The sequence below is a fragment of the Streptomyces sp. NPDC046887 genome, assembly GCF_040644755.1.
Classification (GTDB): Bacteria; Actinomycetota; Actinomycetes; order Streptomycetales; family Streptomycetaceae; genus Streptomyces; species Streptomyces lichenis.
Map to the genome: position 1 here is coordinate 259,658 of NZ_JBEYXH010000004.1, position 22,462 is coordinate 282,119.

At 71.9% G+C, this 22,462-nt stretch carries 23 protein-coding genes; 13 read left to right on the forward strand and 10 right to left on the reverse strand.

From position 1 onward, the window contains the following. The first annotated feature begins 253 nt into the window (after positions 1–253). The 4 genes from ABZ945_RS07130 to ABZ945_RS07145 all read left to right on the forward strand — a co-directional run bounded on the left by ABZ945_RS07130 (position 254) and on the right by ABZ945_RS07145 (position 5,674). Positions 254–1,555 (forward strand): extracellular solute-binding protein, encoded by a 1,302-nt coding sequence (locus ABZ945_RS07130; protein WP_361265190.1) that lies wholly within the window; start codon positions 254–256, stop codon positions 1,553–1,555. Between the two features lie 840 nt (positions 1,556–2,395). Further along, positions 2,396–3,319 carry a sugar ABC transporter permease gene (locus ABZ945_RS07135; protein ID WP_361265303.1) on the forward strand — a complete coding sequence of 308 codons (924 nt, stop codon included), beginning with the start codon at positions 2,396–2,398 and terminating at the stop codon, positions 3,317–3,319. After that, the gene (locus ABZ945_RS07140; protein ID WP_361265193.1) at positions 3,316–4,212 is read left to right on the forward strand and encodes a carbohydrate ABC transporter permease; all 897 of its coding nucleotides are present in this window, start codon (positions 3,316–3,318) and stop codon (positions 4,210–4,212) included. The genes ABZ945_RS07135 and ABZ945_RS07140 overlap by 4 nt, the downstream gene beginning before the upstream one ends. Before the next feature lie 43 nt (positions 4,213–4,255). Further along, complete coding sequence (locus ABZ945_RS07145) at positions 4,256–5,674, forward strand: GH1 family beta-glucosidase (protein WP_361265197.1); 1,419 nt, start codon at positions 4,256–4,258, stop codon at positions 5,672–5,674. A 9-nt stretch (positions 5,675–5,683) separates the two neighbouring features. Here the strand turns inward: ABZ945_RS07145 and ABZ945_RS07150 are convergent, their stop codons facing one another. Further along, a complete protein-coding gene (locus tag ABZ945_RS07150; protein ID WP_361265200.1) occupies positions 5,684–6,613 on the reverse strand; it encodes an oxygenase MpaB family protein in 930 nt (309 codons plus the stop codon). A 275-nt stretch (positions 6,614–6,888) separates the two neighbouring features. Here ABZ945_RS07150 and sph point away from each other — a divergent pair, with 275 nt between their 5' ends. Then, positions 6,889–7,806 carry a sphingomyelin phosphodiesterase gene (gene sph / locus ABZ945_RS07155; RefSeq protein WP_361265306.1) on the forward strand — a complete coding sequence of 306 codons (918 nt, stop codon included), beginning with the start codon at positions 6,889–6,891 and terminating at the stop codon, positions 7,804–7,806. Here the strand turns inward: sph and ABZ945_RS07160 are convergent. After that, complete coding sequence (locus tag ABZ945_RS07160) at positions 7,803–8,585, reverse strand: GNAT family N-acetyltransferase (protein WP_361265203.1); 783 nt, start codon at positions 8,583–8,585, stop codon at positions 7,803–7,805. The genes sph and ABZ945_RS07160 overlap by 4 nt on opposite strands. A 183-nt stretch (positions 8,586–8,768) precedes the next feature. Between ABZ945_RS07160 and ABZ945_RS07165 the strand changes: the two genes are divergently transcribed. Then, positions 8,769–9,569 (forward strand): SAM-dependent methyltransferase, encoded by an 801-nt coding sequence (locus tag ABZ945_RS07165; protein WP_361265206.1) that lies wholly within the window; start codon positions 8,769–8,771, stop codon positions 9,567–9,569. 21 nt (positions 9,570–9,590) lie between these two features. On the opposite strand, the gene ABZ945_RS07170 is transcribed toward ABZ945_RS07165, so the two are convergent. Both ABZ945_RS07170 and ABZ945_RS07175 read right to left on the reverse strand, forming a co-directional pair. Beyond that, a complete protein-coding gene (locus ABZ945_RS07170) occupies positions 9,591–10,436 on the reverse strand; it encodes a Scr1 family TA system antitoxin-like transcriptional regulator (RefSeq protein ID WP_361265209.1) in 846 nt (281 codons plus the stop codon). A gap of 54 nt (positions 10,437–10,490) precedes the next feature. Then, positions 10,491–11,699, reverse strand: coding sequence for an erythromycin esterase family protein (locus ABZ945_RS07175; RefSeq protein ID WP_361265212.1), 1,209 nt, complete (start codon positions 11,697–11,699; stop codon positions 10,491–10,493). A 70-nt stretch (positions 11,700–11,769) separates the two neighbouring features. Here ABZ945_RS07175 and ABZ945_RS07180 point away from each other — a divergent pair, with 70 nt between their 5' ends. Next, a complete protein-coding gene (locus ABZ945_RS07180) occupies positions 11,770–12,510 on the forward strand; it encodes a TioE family transcriptional regulator (protein WP_361265309.1) in 741 nt (246 codons plus the stop codon). A gap of 20 nt (positions 12,511–12,530) precedes the next feature. Here ABZ945_RS07180 and ABZ945_RS07185 read toward each other — a convergent pair whose 3' ends face one another. Next, positions 12,531–12,929 carry a hypothetical protein gene (locus tag ABZ945_RS07185; RefSeq protein WP_361265215.1) on the reverse strand — a complete coding sequence of 133 codons (399 nt, stop codon included), beginning with the start codon at positions 12,927–12,929 and terminating at the stop codon, positions 12,531–12,533. 97 nt (positions 12,930–13,026) lie between these two features. Between ABZ945_RS07185 and sigJ the strand changes: the two genes are divergently transcribed. Next, positions 13,027–13,902: an RNA polymerase sigma factor SigJ gene (gene sigJ, locus ABZ945_RS07190; RefSeq protein WP_361265218.1), complete on the forward strand. Its 876-nt coding sequence runs from the start codon at positions 13,027–13,029 to the stop codon at positions 13,900–13,902. A 150-nt stretch (positions 13,903–14,052) separates the two neighbouring features. After that, positions 14,053–14,793 carry a MerR family transcriptional regulator gene (locus ABZ945_RS07195; protein ID WP_361265221.1) on the forward strand — a complete coding sequence of 247 codons (741 nt, stop codon included), beginning with the start codon at positions 14,053–14,055 and terminating at the stop codon, positions 14,791–14,793. Here the strand turns inward: ABZ945_RS07195 and ABZ945_RS07200 are convergent. Further along, entirely contained in the window at positions 14,692–15,243 is a 552-nt protein-coding gene (locus ABZ945_RS07200) for an ATP-binding protein (RefSeq protein ID WP_361265224.1), read from the reverse strand. The two genes, ABZ945_RS07195 and ABZ945_RS07200, sit on opposite strands and share 102 nt — an antisense overlap. A 23-nt stretch (positions 15,244–15,266) precedes the next feature. Here ABZ945_RS07200 and ABZ945_RS07205 point away from each other — a divergent pair, with 23 nt between their 5' ends. Genes ABZ945_RS07205 through ABZ945_RS07215 form a run of 3 tightly spaced genes read left to right on the forward strand, consistent with a single transcriptional unit; the run spans position 15,267 to position 16,475 of the window. Next, entirely contained in the window at positions 15,267–16,031 is a 765-nt protein-coding gene (locus tag ABZ945_RS07205; protein ID WP_361265312.1) for a helix-turn-helix transcriptional regulator, read from the forward strand. Continuing rightward, positions 16,028–16,234: a DUF397 domain-containing protein gene (locus ABZ945_RS07210; protein WP_361265227.1), complete on the forward strand. Its 207-nt coding sequence runs from the start codon at positions 16,028–16,030 to the stop codon at positions 16,232–16,234. Before ABZ945_RS07205 ends, ABZ945_RS07210 begins: the two co-directional genes overlap by 4 nt. A gap of 34 nt (positions 16,235–16,268) precedes the next feature. Then, complete coding sequence (locus tag ABZ945_RS07215; RefSeq protein ID WP_361265230.1) at positions 16,269–16,475, forward strand: DUF397 domain-containing protein; 207 nt, start codon at positions 16,269–16,271, stop codon at positions 16,473–16,475. Between the two features lie 117 nt (positions 16,476–16,592). Here the strand turns inward: ABZ945_RS07215 and ABZ945_RS07220 are convergent, their stop codons facing one another. Continuing rightward, complete coding sequence (locus ABZ945_RS07220; RefSeq protein ID WP_361265233.1) at positions 16,593–17,513, reverse strand: NADP-dependent oxidoreductase; 921 nt, start codon at positions 17,511–17,513, stop codon at positions 16,593–16,595. Between the two features lie 82 nt (positions 17,514–17,595). Here ABZ945_RS07220 and ABZ945_RS07225 point away from each other — a divergent pair, with 82 nt between their 5' ends. After that, positions 17,596–18,204, forward strand: a complete 609-nt coding sequence (locus ABZ945_RS07225) for a helix-turn-helix domain-containing protein (protein ID WP_361265236.1) — start codon at positions 17,596–17,598, stop codon at positions 18,202–18,204. A gap of 83 nt (positions 18,205–18,287) precedes the next feature. On the opposite strand, the gene ABZ945_RS07230 is transcribed toward ABZ945_RS07225, so the two are convergent. The 3 genes from ABZ945_RS07230 to ABZ945_RS07240 form a co-directional block, all read right to left on the reverse strand. Continuing rightward, positions 18,288–18,809 (reverse strand): hypothetical protein, encoded by a 522-nt coding sequence (locus ABZ945_RS07230; protein ID WP_361265239.1) that lies wholly within the window; start codon positions 18,807–18,809, stop codon positions 18,288–18,290. Positions 18,810–19,037: 228 nt separating this feature from the next. After that, entirely contained in the window at positions 19,038–21,209 is a 2,172-nt protein-coding gene (locus ABZ945_RS07235; RefSeq protein WP_361265242.1) for a 3-hydroxyacyl-CoA dehydrogenase NAD-binding domain-containing protein, read from the reverse strand. Positions 21,210–21,243: 34 nt separating this feature from the next. Then, positions 21,244–22,458 carry an acetyl-CoA C-acetyltransferase gene (locus tag ABZ945_RS07240; RefSeq protein ID WP_361265246.1) on the reverse strand — a complete coding sequence of 405 codons (1,215 nt, stop codon included), beginning with the start codon at positions 22,456–22,458 and terminating at the stop codon, positions 21,244–21,246. Positions 22,459–22,462: the final 4 nt, after the last annotated feature.

Here is a 22,462-nt window from a genome sequence, read left to right on the forward strand (position 1 = left end):
AGAGCGTGTCGAGAGCGCTCTCAGATGCCCAGGAACGTAAAACTCCTGAAACATGACTGTCAATACACCGGAAACACCGCCCACTTGTTGACGTGTCACAGCCGTTATGCGTTCGAGGCTTGACGGGGGTGGGCCTTGCGCGGGACGCTCCAGACGCAGATTTGAGAGCGCTCTCAGACTGTGCTGCTCACAGCGTACTGTGCTGCTCCGAGCATGCTGTTCAGAGCGTCCCTGTGCCTAGGAGGCCCCGCCCATGCCCATCCCCCGAGCCACCGTGCGGAGGACGGCCGCCCGTCTCGGCGCGGTCGCCCTCACCGGCGCCCTGCTCGCCGCCTGCGGATCCGGCGGCTCCGACAACGCGGGCGGTGACGGCAAGACCACCCTGACCGTCGACCTCTTCGGGTCGTTCGGCTACAAGGAGGCCGGGCTCTACGCCGAGTACCAGAAGCTCCATCCGAACATCACGATCAAGCAGACCGACACCCAGGACGAGCAGGACTACTGGAAGTCCCTCCAGACCAGACTCGCCGGGGGCGGCGGCCTCGCCGACGTCCAGGGCATCGAGGTGGGCCGGATCGCCTCCGTCACCCAGCAGCAGTCCGACAAGTTCGAGGACCTCGGGAAGTTCGGGGCGGGCGACCTCAAGAAGGAGTTCGCCGACTTCAAGTGGTCCGCGGCGACCACCAAGGACGGCAAGGTCCTGGGCCTTGGCACCGACACCGGCCCCGAGGCGATGTGCTACCGCACCGACCTCTTCGAGCAGGCCGGGCTCCCCACCGACCGCGAGGAGCTCGCCGCCAAGTGGTCCAGCTGGGACGGCTACCTCGACCTCGGCAAGCAGTACAAGGCCAAGGCCCCCAAGAACAGCGCCTGGCTGGACAGCGTCGGCAGCCTCTTCACCATCATGATCGGCCAGGAGGAGGAGCGGTACTACAACGCCTCCGGTGAGCTGGTTTACGAGGACAACCCGGCCGTCCGCACGGCCTGGGACGCCGCCACCCAGGCCGCCGACGCCGGGCTGAGCGCCAAGCTCGACCAGTGGTCGCCGCAGTGGAACCAGGCCTTCTCCGCGGGCTCCTTCGCCACGATCCCCTGCCCGGCGTGGATGCTCGGCTACATCAAGGGCCAGGCCGGGGACGCCGGCAAGGGCAAGTGGGACATCGCCAAGCTGCCGGGCGGCGCGGGCAACTGGGGCGGCTCGTATCTGAGCGTGCCGCGCGCCGCCAAGCACAAGAAGGAGGCGTACGAGCTGGTCAAGTGGCTCACCGCGCCCGAGCAGCAGGCCAAGCTCTTCCGCAAGGTCGGCAACTTCCCGTCCTCCACGGGCGCCATCGCGAAGGTGGCCGACGCGAGTGACCCCTACTTCTCGGGGGCCCCGATCGGCCGCATCTTCGGCGACGCGGCCAAGGCGGCGCCGGTGCAGGTGCTGGGTGTGCACGACAAGAACGTGGCCGACCAGATCACCAACGCGCTGAGCGAGGTGGAGCGCAAGGGGACGGCGCCGGAGAAGGCGTGGTCCAACGCGAAGAAGGGCGTCGCCAACGTGACGGGGTGACCGTGCGGGTGGTGCGGGTGGGGTGGGTGGTCCGTGGGGAGGTGCTCCGCCCCTCCCCACACCCCTCCCCGGCCCCACGGTGCGGGGCCCCCGTCCTGGCACCGTCCGGGTGGGTCGGTTCCTCCCCGGTGGGTGGGCCCTCCGTCCGTGGGTGGGGGGTGGGGCACTCCGGGCTCACGTGCTCGCCGCTCGCGCTCACCGTCAGATGTCACACGCACCGTTCGACTTACGCTCGTCGGCTGCGCGCGCGACCCTGCATACCCCACCCAACGTCCGGAGGGCGAGTGCCCGTCCGGTGGCACCATCTCCCGGCCTACGGCCGGGATACAGCCCGGGCAACGCTCTGAGCCCCAGGGCGCCGTGGCCGGTAATACGGGTCGGACGGGGCCGTCTCACCCGCCGGGCAGTAGCGTCCCACCGGTGCGGGCCCTCGGCCCGGGATGGTGGTCATCAGCCACGGCGAAACGGGTCACTCGGCCGCCGGTCGGGTGGGGGTACGCAGGGCCGCGCGCGCTGGGGGCACCCCCTGGACGAAGTCCTTGGGGGACGGCCGAGCGTCATGAGGCAGTGCGCTTGACCGTCGAACGGTGAGCGCGAGCACGTGAGCCCGGAGTGCCCACGCCCCCACCCACCGGACAAGCGACCGAACCACCGGACCGGCGAAAGGCCACCGGACCGCAACACAGCACAGACCCACCCGCGTTGGGGGCACCCCCCCTGGACGAAGTCCTTGGGGGAGAGGCCACCGGCCCGCAGCCGAAGACCCGAACAACGAAGGACCGCACCGTGTCGCTAGTCGCCCCCGAAGAGCCCCCGGCCGCCACCGCGGTGGCCGGTGCCGTGAGACGGCCGCAGCGTGCGCCCGCTGTACGGCGGTTCGCCAAGAGCGCCGGGCCGTACGCCTATATCGCCCCGTTCTTCACCCTGTTCGCCGCCTTCGGGTTGTTCCCGCTGGTGTACACCGCGTTCGTGTCGCTGTACCGGGTGGAGTTGCAGACGCCCGGGCAGATGGAGTGGCGCGGGTTCGGGAACTACGCGGCTCTGTTCACCGACGAGTTCTTCTGGCTCTCGTTGCGGAACACGTTCACCATCGGGGTGCTGTCGACGGTGCCGCAGCTGGTGATGGCGCTGGGGCTGGCGCATCTGCTCAACTACAAGCTGCGCGGGCGGACGTTCTTCCGGACGGCGATGCTGCTGCCGTACGCGACCTCGGTGGCCGCGGCGACGCTGGTGTTCGCGCAGCTCTTCGGGCGGGACTTCGGGCTGATCAACTACGTGCTCGGGCTGGTCGGGTTCGGGCCGGTGGACTGGCAGACCGGGACGGTCGCCTCGCAGATCGCGGTGTCCACGATCGTGATCTGGCGGTGGACGGGGTACAACGCGCTGATCTATCTGGCCGGCATGCAGTCGATCCCGGCCGAGCTGTACGAGGCCGCGGAGATGGACGGGGCTTCGCGCTGGCGGCAGTTCCTGCATGTGACGCTGCCGGGGCTGCGGCCGACGATCGTGTTCACGGCGGTGGTGTCGACCATCGGGGCCACGCAGTTGTTCGGTGAGCCGCTGCTGTTCGAGGGCAGCATCTCCGGCGGTATCTCGCACCAGTACCAGACGCTCGGGCTGTACATGTACGAGCAGGGCTGGGGCTTCTTCCACCTGGGGCGCGCCGCCGCGATCGCCTGGGTGATGTTCCTGCTCATCGTGGTGGTGGTCGGGGCCAACGCCCTGGTCGCGCGCCGCCGCATCCGTAAGGAGGCCGGGCGATGACGGCGCTTGTCGATCCGCCGGTCAAGGAGGCACCCGTGGAGAGGCCGCCGCGGCGGCGGCCCCGGGGGGCCGGAAAGACCCTGCACGCCGGGTGGCTGACGTACGCGATCATGGTCGTCGCGGTGCTGGTGTCCGCGTTCCCGTTCTACTGGACGATCGTCGCGGCCAGCCGGTCCAACGCCGATCTGGCGCAGGTGCCGCCGTCGTTGCTGCCCGGGCCGAACCTGATGGCCAACTTCGAGGCGGTGATGGAGGAGGCCGATATCGGGCTGGCGCTGCTGAACTCGCTGATCGTGTCGGGTTCGATCACCGTGGGGACGGTGCTGTGCTGCACGCTGGCCGGGTTCGCCTTCGCCAAGCTGCGGTTCCGGGGGCGGGGCGCGCTGCTGGCGCTGACGGTGGGGACCATGATGATCCCGCCGCAGCTGGGGGTGATCCCGCTGTTCATGGTGATCGCCAAGCTGGAGTGGGTGAACCAGCTCCAGTCGGTGATCCTGCCCGGGCTGGTGTCCGCGTTCGGGGTGTTCTTCATGCGGCAGTTCCTGGTGCAGACGCTGCCGGACGAGCTGATCGAGGCGGCGCGGGTGGACGGGGCCTCGTCGGCACGGATCTTCTGGTCGATCGTGGTGCCGATCGCCCGGCCGGGGATGGCGGTGCTGGGGCTGCTGACCTTCATGGCCGCCTGGAACGACTTCTTCTGGCCGATCGTGGCGCTGTCCTCGCAGAACCCGACGGTGCAGGTGGCCCTGCGCCAGCTGGGCGGCGGGTACGTCCAGGACCAGTCCGTGATCATGGCCGGCACGCTGCTGGGCACGCTGCCGGTGCTGCTGGTGTTCGGGCTGCTGGGGCGGCAGATCGTCGGCGGCATCATGCAGGGCGCCGTCAAGGGCTGAGTTCGCTTTTCTTCTTCTTACGACCGTTGGGAGCCATGTTCCGATGACCGCCGTCGACGCACGTCCGCAGGGCCAGGTGGAGTCCGGGCTGCTGTTTCCCGCCGGGTTCCGGTGGGGTACCGCGACCGCCGCGTACCAGATCGAGGGGGCGGCGGCCGAGGACGGCCGTACGCCGTCGATCTGGGACGTCTTCAGCCGTAGGCCGGGCAAGGTCCGCAACGGCGACACCGGGGACATCGCGGCCGACCACTACCACCGGATGCGCGAGGACGTGGCGCTGATGCGGGAGCTGGGGGTGAGCGACTACCGGTTCTCGGTGTCCTGGTCGCGGGTGCAGCCGACCGGGCGGGGGCCGGCCGTGCAGAGGGGGCTGGACTTCTACCGGCGGCTCACCGACGAGTTGCGGGAGGCGGGGATCCGGCCGGTGGCGACGCTGTACCACTGGGATCTGCCGCAGGAGTTGGAGGCGGCGGGCGGCTGGCCGCATCGGGAGACGGCGGAGCGGTTCGCCGAGTACGCGGGGCTGGTGGCGGGTGCGCTGGGTGACCGGGTGGCCACCTGGACGACCCTGAACGAGCCGTGGTGCGCGGCGTTTCTGGGCTACGGGTCCGGGGTGCACGCCCCGGGGCGTACCGAGCCGGCGGCGGCGCTGCGGGCGGCGCACCACTTCAATCTGGGGCACGGGCTGGCGGTGCGGGCGCTGCGGGCGGCGCTGCCCGGGGCGGCGGAGGTGTCACTGACGCTGAACCTGCACGCGATCCGGCCGCTGAGCGGATCGGCGGCGGACCTGGACGCGGCGCGGCGGATCGACGCGCTGGGGAACCGGGTGTTCCTGGACCCGGTGTTCCACGGCCGGCTGCCGGAGGACCTGGTGGCGGACACGGCGGGGCTGACGGACTGGTCGTTCGTCCGGGACGGGGACCTGGCGGTTGCCTCGGAGCCGATCGACTCGCTGGGCATCAACTACTACTCCCCCACGGTGGTGGGGGCGGGGACCTCGGAGTCGCCGTCACCGTGGCCGGGTGCGGAGGACCGGGTGCGGTTCGTGCCGGCGCCGGGGCCGCGTACCGCGATGGACTGGACGGTGGACGCGGACGGGCTGTACGAGCTGCTGACCCGGCTGCGGGACGAGCTGCCCGAGGTACCGCTGGTGATCACCGAGAACGGGGCGGCGTACGACGACTACGCGGACCCGTCGGGCGCGGTGCACGATCCGGAGCGGGTGGCCTATCTGCACGCCCATCTGGCGGCGGTGCACCGGGCGTTGGCGGACGGGGTGGACGTACGCGGCTACTTCCTCTGGTCGTTGCTGGACAACTTCGAGTGGGCGTACGGCTACGGGAAGCGGTTCGGGATCGTGCACGTGGACTTCGCCACCCAGCGGCGTACCCCGAAGGACAGCGCCCGGTGGTACGCGGAGGTGGTGGCCCGGGGCGGGCTGGCCGGGCCGCCGGAGGGGTGAGCGGGCGGGTCAGCGGGTGGGGGCCGGGTGGCTGCATCCGGCCTCCTGCCGCGCTTTGTGCCGGGCTTTTCGGGCCATGGGGAGGTAGCGCAGCCGCTCGGGGAGGGCGGGGACCGTGAGGCGGACGATCCGGCAGAAGCGGCGCAGCCGCCGTTCCTGGGCGACGGTCCAGTCGAGGCCGAGGGCGGCGCGGACCTCGGGCGGCATCAGTCCGACGGTGAGGAAGGCGCGGCCGGCGACCAGGGGTGGGGACAGGACCGGCCAGAGGGCCCGCAGGACGAGGCGGAGCGCCCAGGGGCCGCGGTCGGGGGGCGGGACGCGGGCGCCGGGGTCGATGAGTTCGCGGACGACGGGGGTGGCCTCGATCTCCTCGGCGAGCATGCGGTGGTAGTAGGGGCGGAACTCCTCGATGGTCTGCGGCATGTCCCGGTCGTGGATGCCCAGGATCCGGCCGACTTGGAGCCACTCGGCGTACAGCGCCCGCTGCTGGGCGCCGGTGAGCGGGCGGAAGAGGTAGCGGAAGGCGTGCTCCTGGACGGGGAAACCCGTGGCGTGCACCCAGGCGTAGGTGCCGGGGCGCAGGGCGTGGTAGCGGCGGCCGCGGGTGTCGGTGCCCTGGATGGTGCGGTGCAGTACGCGGAGCCGGCGGCCCTCACGGGCGGCTTCGGGACCCCCGTAGACCCACAGCTGGAGTGAGCGCAGGGAGCGTTCGCCGCGGCCCCAGGGGTCGGTGCGGAAGACCGAGTGGGTGTCGACTCCGGCGCCGACGGCGGGGTGGGCCACCTGGAGGGTGAGGGCGGCGGGGAGCATCAGCAGGCTGCGGATGTCGCCGACCAGGCTCCAGAGCACTCCGCCCTGGGGCGGCGGTACGGGGTCGGGGTGCCGGTCCGCCCGGGGTGCGGCCGGGTGCGGTGAGGAGGCTTCCGGGGTGGTGGTCATCTGCGCCGCTCTGTGCCTTGTGGGTCTGGTGGGGTCGGTGGTGTTCCGCTGTCCAGTATGCGCTGGTGGTGCGGGGTGTTGGCGGAGTGGACCGGTGGGCGCAAGTCCGGGGGCACCGGATGGCTACCGGAAGGTAACCGCGGCTGCTTGGATATGGCCCGCCAGGTCCGACATCCCCGCTCCCGACTGGAGTCTCCGTGCCGCGATCCGTCCTGCCCCGCTCCGTCCGCCGCGCCGGTGGGGCGGTGCTCGCCGCCGCGCTCACCGCCGCCACCATGGCGTCCGCGCCGGCGGCGAGTGCCGCGCCCGCCGCCGCCCCGGCGGTGGACGTCCTCACGTACAACACCTTCCTGTTCAGCCGGACGCTCTACCCGAACTGGGGCCAGGAGCACCGGGCGAAGGCGATTCCGGCGGCGCCGTTCTTCCAGGGGCACGATGTGGTGGTGCTCCAGGAGGCCTTCGACAACGGCACCTCGGACGCCCTGCTGCGCAACGCGGCCGGCAAGTACCCGTACCAGACGCCGGTGATGGGGCGGAGCAAGAGCGGCTGGGACGCCACCGGCGGCTCGTACTCGGCGACCACGCCGGAGGACGGCGGGGTGAGCGTGCTCAGCAAGTGGCCGATCGTCCGCAAGGAGCAGTACGTCTACAAGGACGCCTGCGGCGCCGACTGGTATTCCAACAAGGGCTTTGTGTACGCGGTGCTGGAGGTGAACGGCAGCCGGGTGCATGTGGTGGGCACCCACGCCCAGTCCACCGACCCGGGCTGCTCCGCGGGTGAGGCGGCGGCGGTGCGGAGCCGGCAGTTCAAGGCGGTGGACGCCTTCCTGGACGCCAAGCGGATCCCGGCCTCCGAGCAGGTGCTGGTGGCCGGGGACTACAACGTGGACCGGCACAGCGCCGAGTACGCCTCGATGCTCGCCGACGCGGGCCTGGTGGGCGAGGACACCCGCACCGGGCACCCGTACTCCTTCGACACCCGGGACAACTCGATCGCCTCCGAGCGCTACCCGGACGACCCCCGTGAGGACCTGGACCACGTGCTGCACCGCGCGGGCCACGCCCGGCCCGCGAAGTGGGGCAACGAGGTGGTGAAGGAGTCCACGGCGCCGTGGACGGTGTCGAGTTGGGGCACCTCGTACACGTACACCAATCTGTCCGACCACTACCCGGTGGTGGGCTCGGCCCGCTAGCGGCCGGGGGTGTGGACGTACGGGGTGGTGGTGGCGAGCCGGACGAAGCCGAGGCGTTCCAGGATCGGGCGGCTCATCTCGGTGGCGTCGACCTGGAGGTAGCGGTAGCCGTGCTCGGCGGCGATCCGCGCCCGGTGGGCGACCAGCGTCCGGTAGATGCCCCGGCCCCGCCACCCCGGGACGGTGCCGCCGCCCCAGAGTCCGGCGAACGCGGTCCCCGGGGTCAGCTCCAGCCGGGCCGAGGAGACCGGGCGCCCGTCGGCGAGAGCGACCACCGCCGCGACGGTGCCCGGGTGGGCGGCGAGCCGGTCCAGCAGCCGGCGGCGCAGGTCGGAGGCGTCGGTGCCGAACGCCTCCGCGTGGACCCGGGCCACCAGCTCCACCCCGGCCGGGTCGGTGACCGGGTGGAGCTCCACCCCCTCGGGCGGACGGGCCGCGGTGTCGGCGCCGCCGGTCTCGGCGACCAGCAGGCTCTCCGGTTCCTCGGCCGTCAGCCCGGCGGCGAGAAGCCGGACGGCGAGGTCGGCGGGCCCGTCGTGGTCGTAGTGCTTCCACTCGAAGCCGAGGCCGAGGGCGGTGTAGTGCTCCAGCTGCTCGCGGATGGCGCGGTCGGCGGTGTGCGCCTCCAGCCGGGACCAGAGCACCCCGTTCCACGCGTGCGCCGGCCCGGTCTGGCGCACCACGTCCCCGACCCGCTCCACGGTCACTCCGGGCCCGTCCGGCCGGGCCCCGCGGCGCATCTGCTCGTCGTACAGCGCTCGTACGGCGTCCTGGTCCATCGTCCGGCTCCCCCGTTCGCCGAGACCTCCGCCGACGGCAGGGGCCTGCTCGGTGACCACGGGGACGGTAGCGGATGGTGGTGCGGTGCGTCGCGAGGTTTCCCGCGGGCGGCACCGTTCGAAGAGCCGGACCTTCTGCTATAGCGTCGTGGCAGGCACTGCCGGGCGATGACGGAGCGGTTCATGGACGACGCACGCGATCGGATCGACACCACCACCGCGCATTCCGCACGGGTGTACGACTACATCCTGGGCGGCAAGGACCACTACCTCGTGGACGCCGAGGCGGGCGACGCGATGTGCCGGCACTGGCCGGCGCTTCCGGTGCACATGCGGGAGAACCGGCGGTTCATGCACCGCGCCGTGCGCTACCTCGCCCGGGAGCAGGGCATCCGGCAGTTCCTCGACATCGGCACCGGTCTGCCCACCCCGCCCAATCTGCACGAGGTGGTGCAGGAGGTGGCGCCGGAGTCCCATGTGGTCTACGTCGACAACGACCCCATCGTGCTGGCGCACGCCCGGGCGCTGCTGCTGAGCTCGCCGCAGGGGAAGACCGCCTATGTCGACGCCGATATGAACGACCCGGACGCGATCCTGGACAGCCCGCAGTTCCGCTCCCTGCTGGACCTGGACAAGCCGGTCGGCCTGACGATCATCGGGATGCTGCACTTCATCGCCCCGCCGGACGATCAGGACCTGGTACGGCGGCTGCTCGACCCCCTGCCCTCGGGCAGCTACCTGGCGCTGACCATCGGCACCGCCGACTTCGCGCCGGAGGAGGTCGGGCGGGTGGCCGAGGAGTACGCCCAGCAGAACATGCCCATGACCCTGCGGGACCTGCCCACCGCGACCGCCTTCTTCGACGGGCTGGAACTGGTCGAGCCCGGTGTCGTCCAGGTCCACAAGTGGCGGCCCGGACCCGAGCAGGACGGCGTGGACGACCGGGCCATCGCCATGTACGGGGCGGTGGCGCGCAAGCCCTGAGTGCCCGGTCGGCCGGTCACGTCACAGGAAGCGCAGCCGCGGGAGCGGGGTGCCGGGCTCATGGGCCCGCTGGGCGGCCACGTCCATCGCCGTCGCGTAGGCGTCGACCCGCTCCGGGGCGTCGGTCACCGTCACCGCGTCCAGGGCGCGCAGCACCAGATGGTCCGGGACGAGCCGGTGCGGGTGGCGCACCAGGTCCACCTGGCCGTTCAGCAGCAGGGGATGCGGCGCGGCGTCGGCGCCGATCCACTGGAGGGTCACCCCGTCCAGGCCGGGCTCCGCGGCGTAGCGGGCCAGCGCCCGGCGCTGCTCGTCCACCGCCTCGCAGTGCGCGGAGGCCCGGTCCAGAACGGCCTCCTCCAGCAGCACCCACAGCCGCCCGCCCCGATGCCGCTGCCGGGCCAGCAGCAGTTCCAGGCGGCGGTCCAGCTCGGCCTCGTCCGCCGCGGGGTGGCGCAGCGCCAGCAGATCGCGCGCGTAGCCAGGGGTGCGCAGCGGCTCGGGCACCAGCGCGGGGGCGTAGACGCGGCTGAGCGCGGCCTCGCTCTCCAGGCTCAGCAGACCCTCCAGCCGGCGGGGCACCAGATCCCCGTACCCCTTCCACCAGCCGGGCTCGCGCGCCCGCTCCAGCTGCTCCAGCAGCTCGGCGGTCTGCCGCGGATCGGCCCCGTACACCTCCATCAGCCGTCCCAGCAGGTCGGCCCGGGGAAGGGTGTGGGCCCGCTCCAGCCGCCGGACGGTCACCGTGTGCACACCGAGGCGCCGAGCCGCGTCGGCGGCGGTCATCCCCGCCCGTTCCCGATGGGCCCTGGCCTCCTGCGCCACCACCCGCAACGCGAGCACCGGGCCGTCGGGTGACCTGCTCATAGGTGCCAGGATGGCCCAGCCACCTGACCTCCGCACGGCGGCGGCGCCCACGGCCTAGGCGGGCGAGGGCATGTCCCTGACGAAGACGAGGCCGTCGTACGCGGTGAGGTGGGCGGGGTCGAGCGGGGCGTAGCCGTAGTAGGGCGATACGCGGGCGGCGGGCCGCTCCTCGCCCAGGAGAGCGGCGAGACGGGCGGTGTCGACCAGGCAGCGGTCCTCGGGGAGGGCGTACAGCATGCCCTGGACCGTTTCCGGCGGCGGGGCGTCCACCCCCTGGTGCCGGATGGTGCCGAGGTCGGTGGCCAGGAAGGCGTACGCCGCGCCCAGCCGGGCGCTCACCAGCGCGCCGGCGCTCCACCACTCCAGGCGCAGCTCGCCCAGGCGCATCGAGCTCCGGTCCCGCTGGAGGTGGGCGTTGTGGGCGTGGACCAGTACCGGCCCGCGTTCGGCGAGGGCGAGGAGGTTGTCGGCCATCATCTGGTCCCGCAGGCCGACCAGCCGCGTCAGGCGGGCGGGCGAGGTGTCGGCCATCCAGAAGTGGTAGCGGAGCAGGCCGAGGGCGGTACGCCCGTACAGGCGGGCCCGGTCCCACTCCTCGCGCGAGGTCGCCCTGATCAGCTTTGGCGCCTCCGCGTCGAGCAGCGCCACCAGGTCGTCGGCGAGCAGCCGTAGCTCCCGGGCCTCGGCGGACCGCCCCAGGGAGCGGGCGGGGTCCATCATGGCCGCGGGCTCGGTCCACCGCTCGTCGGCGCCGAGCAGGCGGTCGAGCGTCTCGGCGGTGCAGGGCAGCAGGTCGTCCGTGTCCACTTGGGCCGCAAGGTAGTCGTGCAGCGCGGTGAGGGCGGCCCGGGGGCTCTGGGCGCCGGTCATCTCCAGCGGGCCGTCGAAGCCGGCGAAGCGGACCTGCTCGGCGGCGGGCCGGTCGGTGTTGTACTCCCTGAGCCAGCGCACCAGTTCGCGGTTGGCGGCGGAGGCGCCGAAGCCATGGCTGAAGCCGCGCTCCACGGCCTCGTCCAGACCGCCCGCGCCGGAGGTGACATAGGCGTCGACGATCAGGCCCGCCAGGCAGTCGCTCTCGATCGCGAGGGTGCGGTAGCCCTCCCGCTCCACGAGCTGCCGGAAGAGCGCGTTGCGCACATCGAGCAGCAGGTCCTCGCCGTGGGTGGGCTCCCCCAGGGCGAGCAGCCGGGGGCGGCCGGGGAGCAGCTCCATGACGGCGGCGGCGTCGAGGGTGTGGGTGGTCGGTGCGATGTCGGTGGCCATGCCCTCAACGGTATCGTTGAACTCACGGTGGAGACTTCGGCGTCGGGACAGGCGGGTAGTGGAGGCAATGGTGGAGCAGAAGCTTCAAACACCTGAGCGGCTGAGGCCGGTCGATCTGGCGCGCGGGCACGGTCTGTCCACCCAGGCCGTCCGGAACTACGAGGAGGCCGGCATCCTGCCGGTCGCCGAGCGCACGGAGCACGGCTACCGCACCTACACCCCGCTGCACGCCCTGGCCCTGCGCACCTTCCTCGCCCTGGTGCCGGGCCATGGGCACCAGGGGGCGACGTCGATCATGCGGGCGGTGCACTCGGGCCCGGAGGGCGAGGTGTTCCGGCTGCTGGACGAGAGCCACGCCCAGCTCCGTGACGACCGGCGGACCCTCCAGGCGGTGGAGCGGGCGTTGCGCGAGCTGGGGTCCGCCCCGGCGGCTTCCCGGCCCGACAGGTGGCCCGACTCCGGCGGCATGTTCATCGGGCCGCTGGCCGAGCGGCTCGGGATCGTGCCGGCGACGCTGCGCATGTGGGAGCGTGCCGGGCTGGTGCGGCCCAGGCGCGACCCGCGGACCGGGTACCGCGTCTACGACGAGGCCGATGTGCGGGACGCCCGGCTGGTGCACCAGCTCCGACGGGGCGGCCATCTGCTGGAGCAGATCGCCCCGCTGATCACCCAGGTACGGGCGGCCGGCGGCCTCGCTCCGCTGGAGGGCGCCCTGCAGGACTGGCACGGCCGGCTGTCCGCGCGGGGGCGGGCGATGCTGACCGGGGCGGCCGAGCTGGACGCGTACCTCCGCGAGCGCGAGCGCGGGTGACCAGCCAGCGGCCGGCCCGCCTACTCCGGCCCGCCGGGGCGGCGGCGTGCCAGTACCAGCAGGCTCAGGCCGAACATCAGGACGCCGAGCGGGACATGGACCGACGGTATGCGGGCGATGCCCAGCACCACCTGCGCGGAGGAGAGGGCCAGGAACCCCGAGGCGAAGGCGATGGGCCGGGGTGAGCCTCCGCCCGGCCTCCAGGCCAGGACCGCGGCGAGCACGTACAGCATCGACGCGCCGTACGTCACCCGCGCGCCGACGCTGTGCAGCACCTCGCCGTGGTGCGCGGTCAGCAGCAGCCCGGCGCTGACGGCCTGGAGGAAGAGGGTGCCGGTCTGGAGCGCGACCGCGACCCTGAGGAAAGTGGTGGGGGTGGGGGTCGTGGTGCGGGGGGTCTCCGTCGTCTGCACGTTCATGATGTGCGCCCTCTCTGCTGCCTCATGCCAGCGGATCGTGGATACGGTTGCGCTACTCCGACGACGCGGGTCGGGAAAATGTCAGGGGGCGGTCATCGTGACCACGGAGACGGGTGCGGTCCTCGGTGAACGACGGCATCTGACCAACCTGGCCTACCGGCTGCTCGGCTCGCTGGCCGAGGCCGAGGACGCCGTGCAGGAGACCTACGCCCGCTGGTACGGGTTGCCGGCGCGGCAGCGGGAGGCCATCGCCTCGCCGGGCGGCTGGCTGACGACGGTGGCCACCCGGATCTGCCTGGACGTGCTCGGCTCGGCGCGCGTCCGGCGTGAGCGCTATGTCGGCGCCTGGGTGCCGGAGCCGCTGCCCGACCGCGCGGAGTGGACGAGGCGGGCGGTGGATCCCGCCGACCAGATCACCCTGGACGAGTCGGTGCACATGGCCTTTCTGGTGGTCCTGGAGTCGATGACCCCGGCCGAGCGGGTGGCGCTGGTCCTGCACGACGTCTTCCGCTACCCCTTCGCCGAGGTGGCCGGGATCCTCGACCGGTCGCCGGGGGCCTGCCGTGAGCTGGCCTCGTCGGCACGGCGCCGGGTGCGCACCGCGCGGACCCCGTCGTCCGGACAGGCCGCCGACCTGGTGCGGGGCTTCCGGCAGGCCTGGGAGGCGCGGGACATCGAGGCCCTGGTCGCCCTCCTCGCCCCCGACGCCACGATGACCGCCGACGGTGGCGGAGTGGTCGGCGCCGCGCTGCGCCCGGTAGAGGGCGGCGAGCGGATCGCCCGGTACCTGGTCCACTTCGCCGAGAAGGTCGGCGGGCTGACCCTGCTGGAGCGCACGGTCAACGGTCAGCCGGGGCTGGTGGCCCAGCGCGACGGGGTCACGGTGACGGTGGCGGCGTTCTCCGGCTCCGGCGGCCGGGTCACTCGGATCTGGGCGGTACGCAACCCCGAGAAGCTGGGGGCGTGGATCTAGGTGCCCCCGTGCGGTGGCGGGAGCATCCGTCTTTCACACTCCTGGTGAGACAGCAATAATGTTCCACCCGTAGAGCCGTAAAGCCATAGAGCCCTATCGCCGCATTGCCGTAGAGCCGTATTGCCGTAGAGCCGGAAGAGAGGCCCGACCATGGCGACCGAGACCGAGGGACAGCCGACGCAGCCGATGCTGACCGTCGACGAGCTGGCCGCTCGGGCCGGGATCACCGTCCGGACCATCCGCTTCTACAGCACCCGGGGGCTACTCCCGCCCCCGGTGATCGGGCCGCGCCGGGTCGGCAGGTACGGGCCCGAGCACCTGGCCCGGCTGGCGCTCATCGAGGAGTTGCAGCAGCAGGGTATGACGCTGTCGGCGATCGAACGGTATCTGGAGCAGTTGCCGCCCGACCTCAGCGCCGACGATCTGGCCATCCACCGGGCCCTGGTGGCCACCTGGGCACCGGACGCGGCGGAGGACGCCAGCCGGACGGAGCTGGAGCGGCGGCTCGGGCGCGAACTGTCGGCGGAGGACGTGGACCGGCTGGTCGCCATGGAGGTGCTGGCCCGGACCGAGGCGACGGACGTGTTCCGGGTCGACCTGGGGCTGCTGCGGCTGGGGGCGCGGCTGCTGGATGTGCCGATAGCGCACGAGACCATCCTCGCCGCCCGTACCGTGCTGGTGGAGCACACCCGCTCGGCCGCGCAGGAGCTGACCCGGCTGTTCCGCGACGAGGTGTGGGGCCCGTACCGGGAGCGGGAGGGCGACCCGGAGCATCTGGCCGCGATGAAGTCACTGTCCGCCCATATGCAGCCGCTGGTGGTGCAGGCCCTGGTCACCGCCTTCCAGCGCTCCCTCAAGGACGAGCTGCGGTCGGCCTTCCGAGACGAGTGAGGATCCCGCCACCTCCGCCCACACGGTCTTGGTGAATCGGTCGCGCACCTCCCACCCCCAGTCCTCGGCGTAGGCGGCGACCATGAGCAGCCCCCGGCCGCCCTCCTCCAGGCCGCCCGCGACCGGCAAGCACGGCACCCGCTCCGGCCGGGCGTCCGTCACCTCGATCCGCAGGCACTGCCGAGCGAGGGACAGGCGGAGCCGGAAATCCCGCCCCGGCAGCCGCCCATGGGTGACGGCGTTCGACGCCAACTCGCCCGTGATCTGGGCGACGGCGTGTGCGGCGTCCGAACCGTGCGGCAGCCCGGTCCACTCGGTGAACTGCTGCACGGCCAGCCGCCGGGCCAGCCGCGCCCCTCGCCGGGTGCTGCTGAACAGCATGGTCAGGTGGTGGCCCGGCGCCGCCAGCTGCGGCACGGGCCGCTGATCGGTGCTCTGTTGTGCGGTCATGACACCGAGCCTGGCCCGGCAAGCTGCTGCAACACCTGCGCAAGCTGGCGGGGTTGAGCCAGCCGCAGCTCGGGGACGTCATCGGCTACTCCGTGGACCTGGTGGCCTCGGTCGAGCAGGGCCGGCGCCCGGCCAAGGAGGCGTTCACCGTCGCGGCGGACCGGACGTTGAAGGCGCGGGGCGTATTGCTGGTCCTCCAGGACGAGGTGGACCGCGCCAAGCTGCCGAAGTTCTTCCGCAACTTCGCGCTCATCGAGGCCGAGGCGCTGAGCCGCTTCTCGTACGACCCGCTGCTGGTGCCCGGGCTGCTACAGACGGAGGCGTACGCACGGGCGGTCTTCGCGGGCCACTGCCCGCCGCTGGACGAGGAGATCATCGACCAGCACACCGAGGGGCGGCTGAGCCGGCAGAAGCTGCTGACCCGGGCGCCAATGGCGGAGCTGTCCTTCATCATCGCCGAGGAGGCGCTCCGCGACCCGGTCGCCGACATGGACATCATGCGCGACCAGTGGCGGCATCTCCTCCAGGTGGGCACCTTGCGGAACGTCGGTGTCCAGGTGATGCCTGCCGGGCGGGGGTTCCACTCGGGAAAGAACGGCGCGTTCGTACTGGTCGAGTCCGCGACCCATCAGCAGCTCGGGTACTTCGAGTCGCAGGGCGTCGGCTGCGTCGTCTCCCAGGCGTCGGACGTCAGCACCTTCGCACTGCGGTATGGCAAGCTGCGTTCGCAGGCGCTGAACGTCGAGGAGTCAGCCCGGCTCATCGAGCGGATGGTGGGAGAGGCATGAGCATGGAGCAGGTGGCCGTCGGCATGGACGGACTGAGCTGGTTCAAGAGCAGCTACAGCGGGTCCGACGGCGGCGACTGCGTCGAGATCGCCACCAGCTCCACCACCATCCACGTCCGCGACTCCAAGACCACCGAAAACGGACCGGTCCTGCGCGTCGGCCACGACCAGTGGAACGCCTTCCTGGCACTGGCGACGACGTAGCCGACAGCTCATCCATGAGGTGACGGGAGACGCTATGAGTGTGCAGCAGATGGCTGACAACATGGACGAACTGAGCTGGTTCAAGAGCAGTTACAGCGGATCAGGCGGCGGGGACTGCGTCGAGATCGCCACCAGCTCCACCACCATCCACGTCCGCGACTCCAAGACCGCCGAAAACGGACCGGTCCTGCGCGTCAACCACGACCAGTGGAACGCCTTCCTGGCACTGGCGGCACGGTAGTCGGGGTCACCTTCGCGTTGGCGGGGCCGACCGGGGCGTACGACGGCCGGTCGGCCCTCACTCACGTCGCGGGCAGGCCGCAGCACCCTGGGCAAGTGGCTGGACGAAGATGCCGATTCACAGGGCGATCACGATCTTACCGTGAACATGCCTCTCGGCTTGCGTCGTCACCGCCTCGCGGATCCGCTCGACCGGGAAGGTCGCCGCGATCGGCACCGTGATCGCGCCGGAACCGATCGCGTCGGTGATCCGTTCCAGGGCGCCCGGGCCCGCATCGAGGGCGCCCGCCGTGCGCACGCCGGGCGGTGGGGCGGGGCCGTCGGCCACGACGGAGATCCGCTCGGGTGCCACGCCGAGGCCGAGAGCGGCCTCGGCGGCCTCCCTTCCGTACAGATCGGCCGCGGCGGTGATCCCCTGGGGCGCCAGGGCCCGCACCCGGTCCGCCAGGCCGGGGCCGTACACCACGGGTTCGGCGCCGAGCCCGCGCAGGAATCCGAAGGTGCCCTCGGAGGCGGTGCCGAGCACCCGGGCGCCCGCGAGCTTCGCCAACTGCACGGCGTAGATGCCCACGCCGCCCGCCGCTCCTCCGATCAGGACGGTGTCCCCGGCGCGCAGACCGATCGCGGCGAGCGCGGCGGAGGCCGTCAGACCGGACACCGGAAGCGTGGCCGCCACCTCGTCGCCGATGCCCTCCGGGGTGTGCCACAGATGTGGCGCGGGTGTCTTGACCAGCACGAAATCGGCGACGGACCGGCCGATCGCAGCCCCGTACACCCGGTCGCCGGTCGCGAATCCGGTGGCTTCGGCGCCCACCTCGTCCACCACTCCGGCGAAGTCGCTGCCGAACCCGGCCGGCAAGGTGATGCCGAACCGCGCCGCCATGTCGGGCTGTGTGGTGATCTGCCAGTCCATCGGGTTCAGTCCAGCGGCCGTGACCCGGACGCGGACCTCGTCCGGCGCGGCGTGCGGCTCGGGCATCTCCCGCAGTTCGAGGACTTCGGGACCGCCGAATCGCCCATAACGGACAGCTCTACTCATCGGTGACCTCTCTTGGCAGTGATGGGACTTGGTCTCATGGACCGTACACCAGTGATGGGACCAAGTCCCGTACACTGCTCCCATGGTTCGCTGGCAACCGGACGCACCCGGACGACTCGCCGCCGCCGCCCTCGACCTCTTCGAGGAGCACGGCTACGAGAACACGACCGTGATCGAGATCGCGGAACGCGCGGGGCTCACCAAGAGCACCTTCTTCCGCCACTTCCCGGACAAGCGCGAGGTGCTTTTCGACAAGGGCACGGTGACCGGTCTGCTCGCCGAAGGGATCGCCTCGGCGGCGCCGGAGGCCGGGCCGCTCGACGCGGTGGCGGACGCCGTCGAAGCGCTGGGCCGGACGTTCTTCACCGCCGACCGCCGCGAGTTCAGCGGCCGGCGCCAGGCCGTGCTGAACGCCCATACGGAACTGCGGGAACGCGAAGCCCTGAAGAGGCTCGACCTCACCGCCTCGATGATCGAGGCCCTCCACCGCCGCGGAGTGCCGATCCTGAACGCGCGCGTGGCCGCGCAACTGGGCACCCTGGTCTGGGAGATGGCCTACGACCAGTGGATCGAGACCGGCAACGGCGAGGACTTCGGCCCGCTGGTACGGCAAGCGCTCGCCGACGTACGCGCAGCCGGAGCCGAAGGCCAGGTCCGGTCCGGCGGATCATGTTCGGGCAGAAATCGATAGGTTGGCCGGCCGCATGCCTTCTGCACTTGTTGTCGGCTACGACCCGCAAGCGATACCCGCAGGGCGTTGGAACACGGCCTTGGCTAGCAACCCGCCTCGGTGCCGCTGTTCGCGTACGACTCGACACCGACGGAGTAGCCGGCACCCGTGGTGAGGTCGGGGCGACGTCCGTGACCGTCCTCCGCCAGACCTTCGGCGGTGAGGAAGGCTATCCGCAGGGCCATGGCGTCCTTGGTGAAGCACAGCTCGCCCGGCGGGGTTTCGGGGGCCGCTCCCCATCCGTCCTGTACCGCCACCGTGCGGTAGTGCGCGGCCGCTTCGGCCCGCGTGCCGGGGAAGGCGTAGGTGCGGTCGGCGTAGACCACGACCTCGCCGCTGTCCGCCCAGCAGCCGGCGTCGACCTCCTCGAAGCCCCGAGGGACGGTGGCGCCGTCGGGACGGGCGCCGAGGATGTCGAGCGCCGCTGTCTCCTTCACCCGGGCCTCGTCGGTCCCCTCGCAGTCCTGGGCGAGATCCAGCAGCTCGCAGCCGGTGAGCGTCGTGGCCGCGAGCGCGATCGCCAGGAGCAGGGGTATCGGGCGGGTGACGGCCGTGCGCGGAGGCAAGGGGGCTCCTGGAGAGGGCCGGGGGCGGGTGGGGACCCGCCGGACAGCAGAGTCATCGGTGCCGGCTCCGGAGCGGGCACGGCCCCGTTCTACCAGCAGCCGCCCACTTAGCCTCCTTCGCACCGACGGCATCTCCCGGCATCGGGTAGCCGCTACTCCCCCCCAGCGCACGGCCCCGGCCACCTGAGGTGGCCGGGGTCATGCGTCTCTTGGGAGGGACCGTGCGCCTCAGTCGTGGTAGGTCTCGCCGCGCTCGGCCTTGGCGACGAGGGACGCCGGGGGCTGGAAGCGCTCGCCGTAGAGGGCGGCCAGCTCGCGGGCGCGGGCGACGAAGCCGGGCAGGCCGCCGTCGTAGCCGTTGATGTACTGGAGGACGCCGCCGGTCCAGGCGGGGAAGCCGATGCCCATGATGGAGCCGATGTTGGCGTCGGCGACCGAGGTGAGGACGTTCTCGTCCAGGCAGCGGACGGTGTCGACGGCCTCGGCGAAGAGCATGCGCTCCCGCATGTCCTCGAAGGGGATGGAGACGTCCGGCTTGGTGAAGTGCTCACGCAGTCCGGGCCAGAGGCGGGTGCGGCGGCCGTCCTCGCCGTACTCGTAGAAGCCGCCGCCTCCGCTGCGGCCGGGGCGGCCGAACTCGTCCACCATGCGGTCGATGACCTCGTCCGCGGGGTGGCCGGGCCAGACGCCGCCGGACTCCTCGATGGCGCGCCGGGTCTCGTCGCGGATCTTGCGCGGGAGGGTGAGGGTCAGCTCGTCCATCAGGGAGAGGACCTTCGCCGGGTAGCCGGCCTGCGCGGCGGCCTGTTCGACGGAGGCGGGCTCCACGCCCTCACCGACCATGGCGACGCCCTCGTTGATGAACTGGCCGATCACCCGGGAGGTGAAGAAGCCCCGGGAGTCGTTGACCACGATGGGGGTCTTGCGGATCTGGCGGACCAGGTCGAAGGCGCGGGCCAGGGCCTCGTCGCCGGTGTGCTCGCCGCGGATGATCTCGACCAGCGGCATCTTGTCGACGGGTGAGAAGAAGTGCAGGCCGACGAAGTCCGCGGGGCGCTCGACACCCTCGGCGAGGAGGGTGATGGGGAGGGTGGAGGTGTTGGAGCAGAGGAGCGCGTCGGGGGCGACGACGTCCTGAATCTCCTGGAACACCTTGTGCTTGAGGGCGGTGTCCTCGAAGACCGCCTCGATCACGGCGTCGCAGCCGGCCAGGTCGGCCGGGTCGGCGGTGGGGGTGATCCGGGCCAGCAGCTCCTCGCGGGCGGCCTCGGTGGTGCGGCCCCGGGAGAGGGCCTTGTCCAGGAGGCGGGTGGAGTAGGCCTTGCCCTTCTCGGCGGCCTCGGCGGAGACGTCCTTGAGGACGACCTCGATACCGGCCTTGGCGCAGGAGTAGGCGATCCCGGCGCCCATCATCCCGGCGCCGAGGACGGCGACCTTGGTGACCTTGCGGGGCTCGACGCCCTGGGGGCGGCTGCGGCCGGCGTTGACGGCCTGGAGGTCGAAGAAGAACGCCTGGGTCATGTTCTTCGCGGTCTGGCCGGTGACCAGCTCGGTGAAGTACCGGGACTCGATGGTCTGGGCGGTGGCGAAGTCGACCTGGGAGCCCTCGACGGCGGCGGCCAGGATGTTGCGCGGGGCCGGATAGGGGGCGCCGCCGGTCTGCTTGAGCAGATTGGCCGGGAAGGCGGGGAGGTTGGCGGCGAACTTGGGGTGCGAGGGGGTGCCGCCGGGGATGCGGTAGCCGGGGACGTCCCAGGGCTGCTGGGACTCGGGGTGGGCGTCGATGAAGGCGCGCGCCTGGGCGAGCATCTCCTCGGGAGTGGCGGCCAGTTCGTGGACCAGGCCGCCCGCCAGAGCACGCTGGGGGGTGTACTGGGTGCCCTGGAGCAGGACCTTCAGCAGGGCGTCGGCGATGCCCATCAGACGGACTGTGCGGGTGACGCCGCCTCCGCCGGGCAGCAGGCCGAGGGTGACCTCGGGCAGGCCGATCTTGGAGCCGGGGGTGTCCAGGGCGATCCGGTGGTGGCTGGCGAGGGCGATCTCGTAACCGCCGCCGAGCGCCGCGCCGTTGATCGCGGCGACGACGGGCTTGCCGAGGGTCTCGATACGGCGCAGGGCGTCCTTGATCGCCATACCGCCGTCGAAGATCCGCTGGGCGTCGGCGGGGCCGGCCTTGATCATGTCCTTGAGGTCGCCGCCGGCGAAGAAGGTCTTCTTGGCGGAGGTGTAGATGATGCCGCGGATGGAGTCCCGTTCGGCCTCGGCGCGGTCGGCGACGGCGGTGAGGGAGTCGCGGAACGCCTGGTTCATGGTGTTCGCGGACTGGGCGGGATCGTCCAGGACGAGGGTGACGACGCCGGTCTCGTCCTGCTCCCAGCGGATGGTGGTGCTCTCGGTCATGGCTGCTTCTCCGTGAGGGGTGCGGACGGGGCGGTCAGAGGCGCTCGACGACGGTGGCGATGCCCATACCGCCGCCGACGCAGAGGGTGGCGAGGCCGTACCGCTTGTCCTGGCGCTCCAGCTCGTCCACGAGGGTGCCGAGGATCATCGCGCCGGTGGCGCCGAGGGGGTGGCCGAGGGCGATCGCGCCGCCGTTGACGTTGATCTTGTCGAGGGAGAGGCCCATGTCCTTGGCGAAGCGCAGCACCACGGCGGCGAAGGCCTCGTTGATCTCGACCAGGTCGATGTCCTCGATGGTCAGCCCGGCCTTGGCGAGCGCCTTGCGGGTGGCTGGGGCGGGGCCGGTGAGCATGATGGTGGGCTCGGAGCCGGAGACCGCGGCGGAGACGATCCGGGCGCGCGGGGTGAGTCCGTAGCGCTCGCCGACCTCCCGGGACCCGATGGCGACGAGCGCGGCGCCGTCCACGATGCCGGAGGAGTTCCCGGCGTGGTGGACGTGGTCGATCTTCTCGACCCAGTGGTAGCGCTGGAGGGCGACCGCGTCGAAGCCGCCGAGGTCCCCGATGTCGGCGAAGGAGGGCTTGAGCCCGGCCAGGGAGTCGGCGGTGGTGCCGGGGCGCAGATGCTCGTCGCGGTCCAGGACGGTGAGTCCGGAGCGGTCGCGGACCGGGACCACGGAGCGGTCGAAGCGGCCGTCCTTCCAGGCGGCGGCGGCCCGCTCCTGGGAGAGCGCGGCGTACTCGTCGACGTCGCGGCGGCTGAAGCCCTCGATGGTGGCGATCAGGTCGGCGCCGATGCCCTGGGGGACGAAGTGGGTGTCGAGGTTGGTCATCGGGTCGTTGAACCAGGCGCCGCCGTCGGAGGCCATCGGCACCCGGGACATCGACTCCACCCCGCCGGCCAGGACCAGGTCCTCCCAGCCGGAGCGGACCTTCATCGCGGCCATGTTGACCGCCTCCAGGCCGGAGGCACAGAAGCGGTTCTCCTGGACGCCGGCGACGGTGTCGGGCAGTCCGGCGGCGATGGCGGCGATCCGGGCGATGTCGGAGCCCTGGTCGCCGACCGGGCCGACCACCCCGAGGACGATGTCGTCCACGGCGGCCGGGTCGAGCCCGGGGAAGCGGTCGCGGAGCTCGCGGATGAGGCCGACGACCAGGTCGATCGGCTTGGTGCCGTGCAGGGAGCCGTTGGCCTTGCCGCGTCCGCGCGGGGTGCGGACCGCGTCGTAGACGTACGCTTCGGTGCTCACGGGG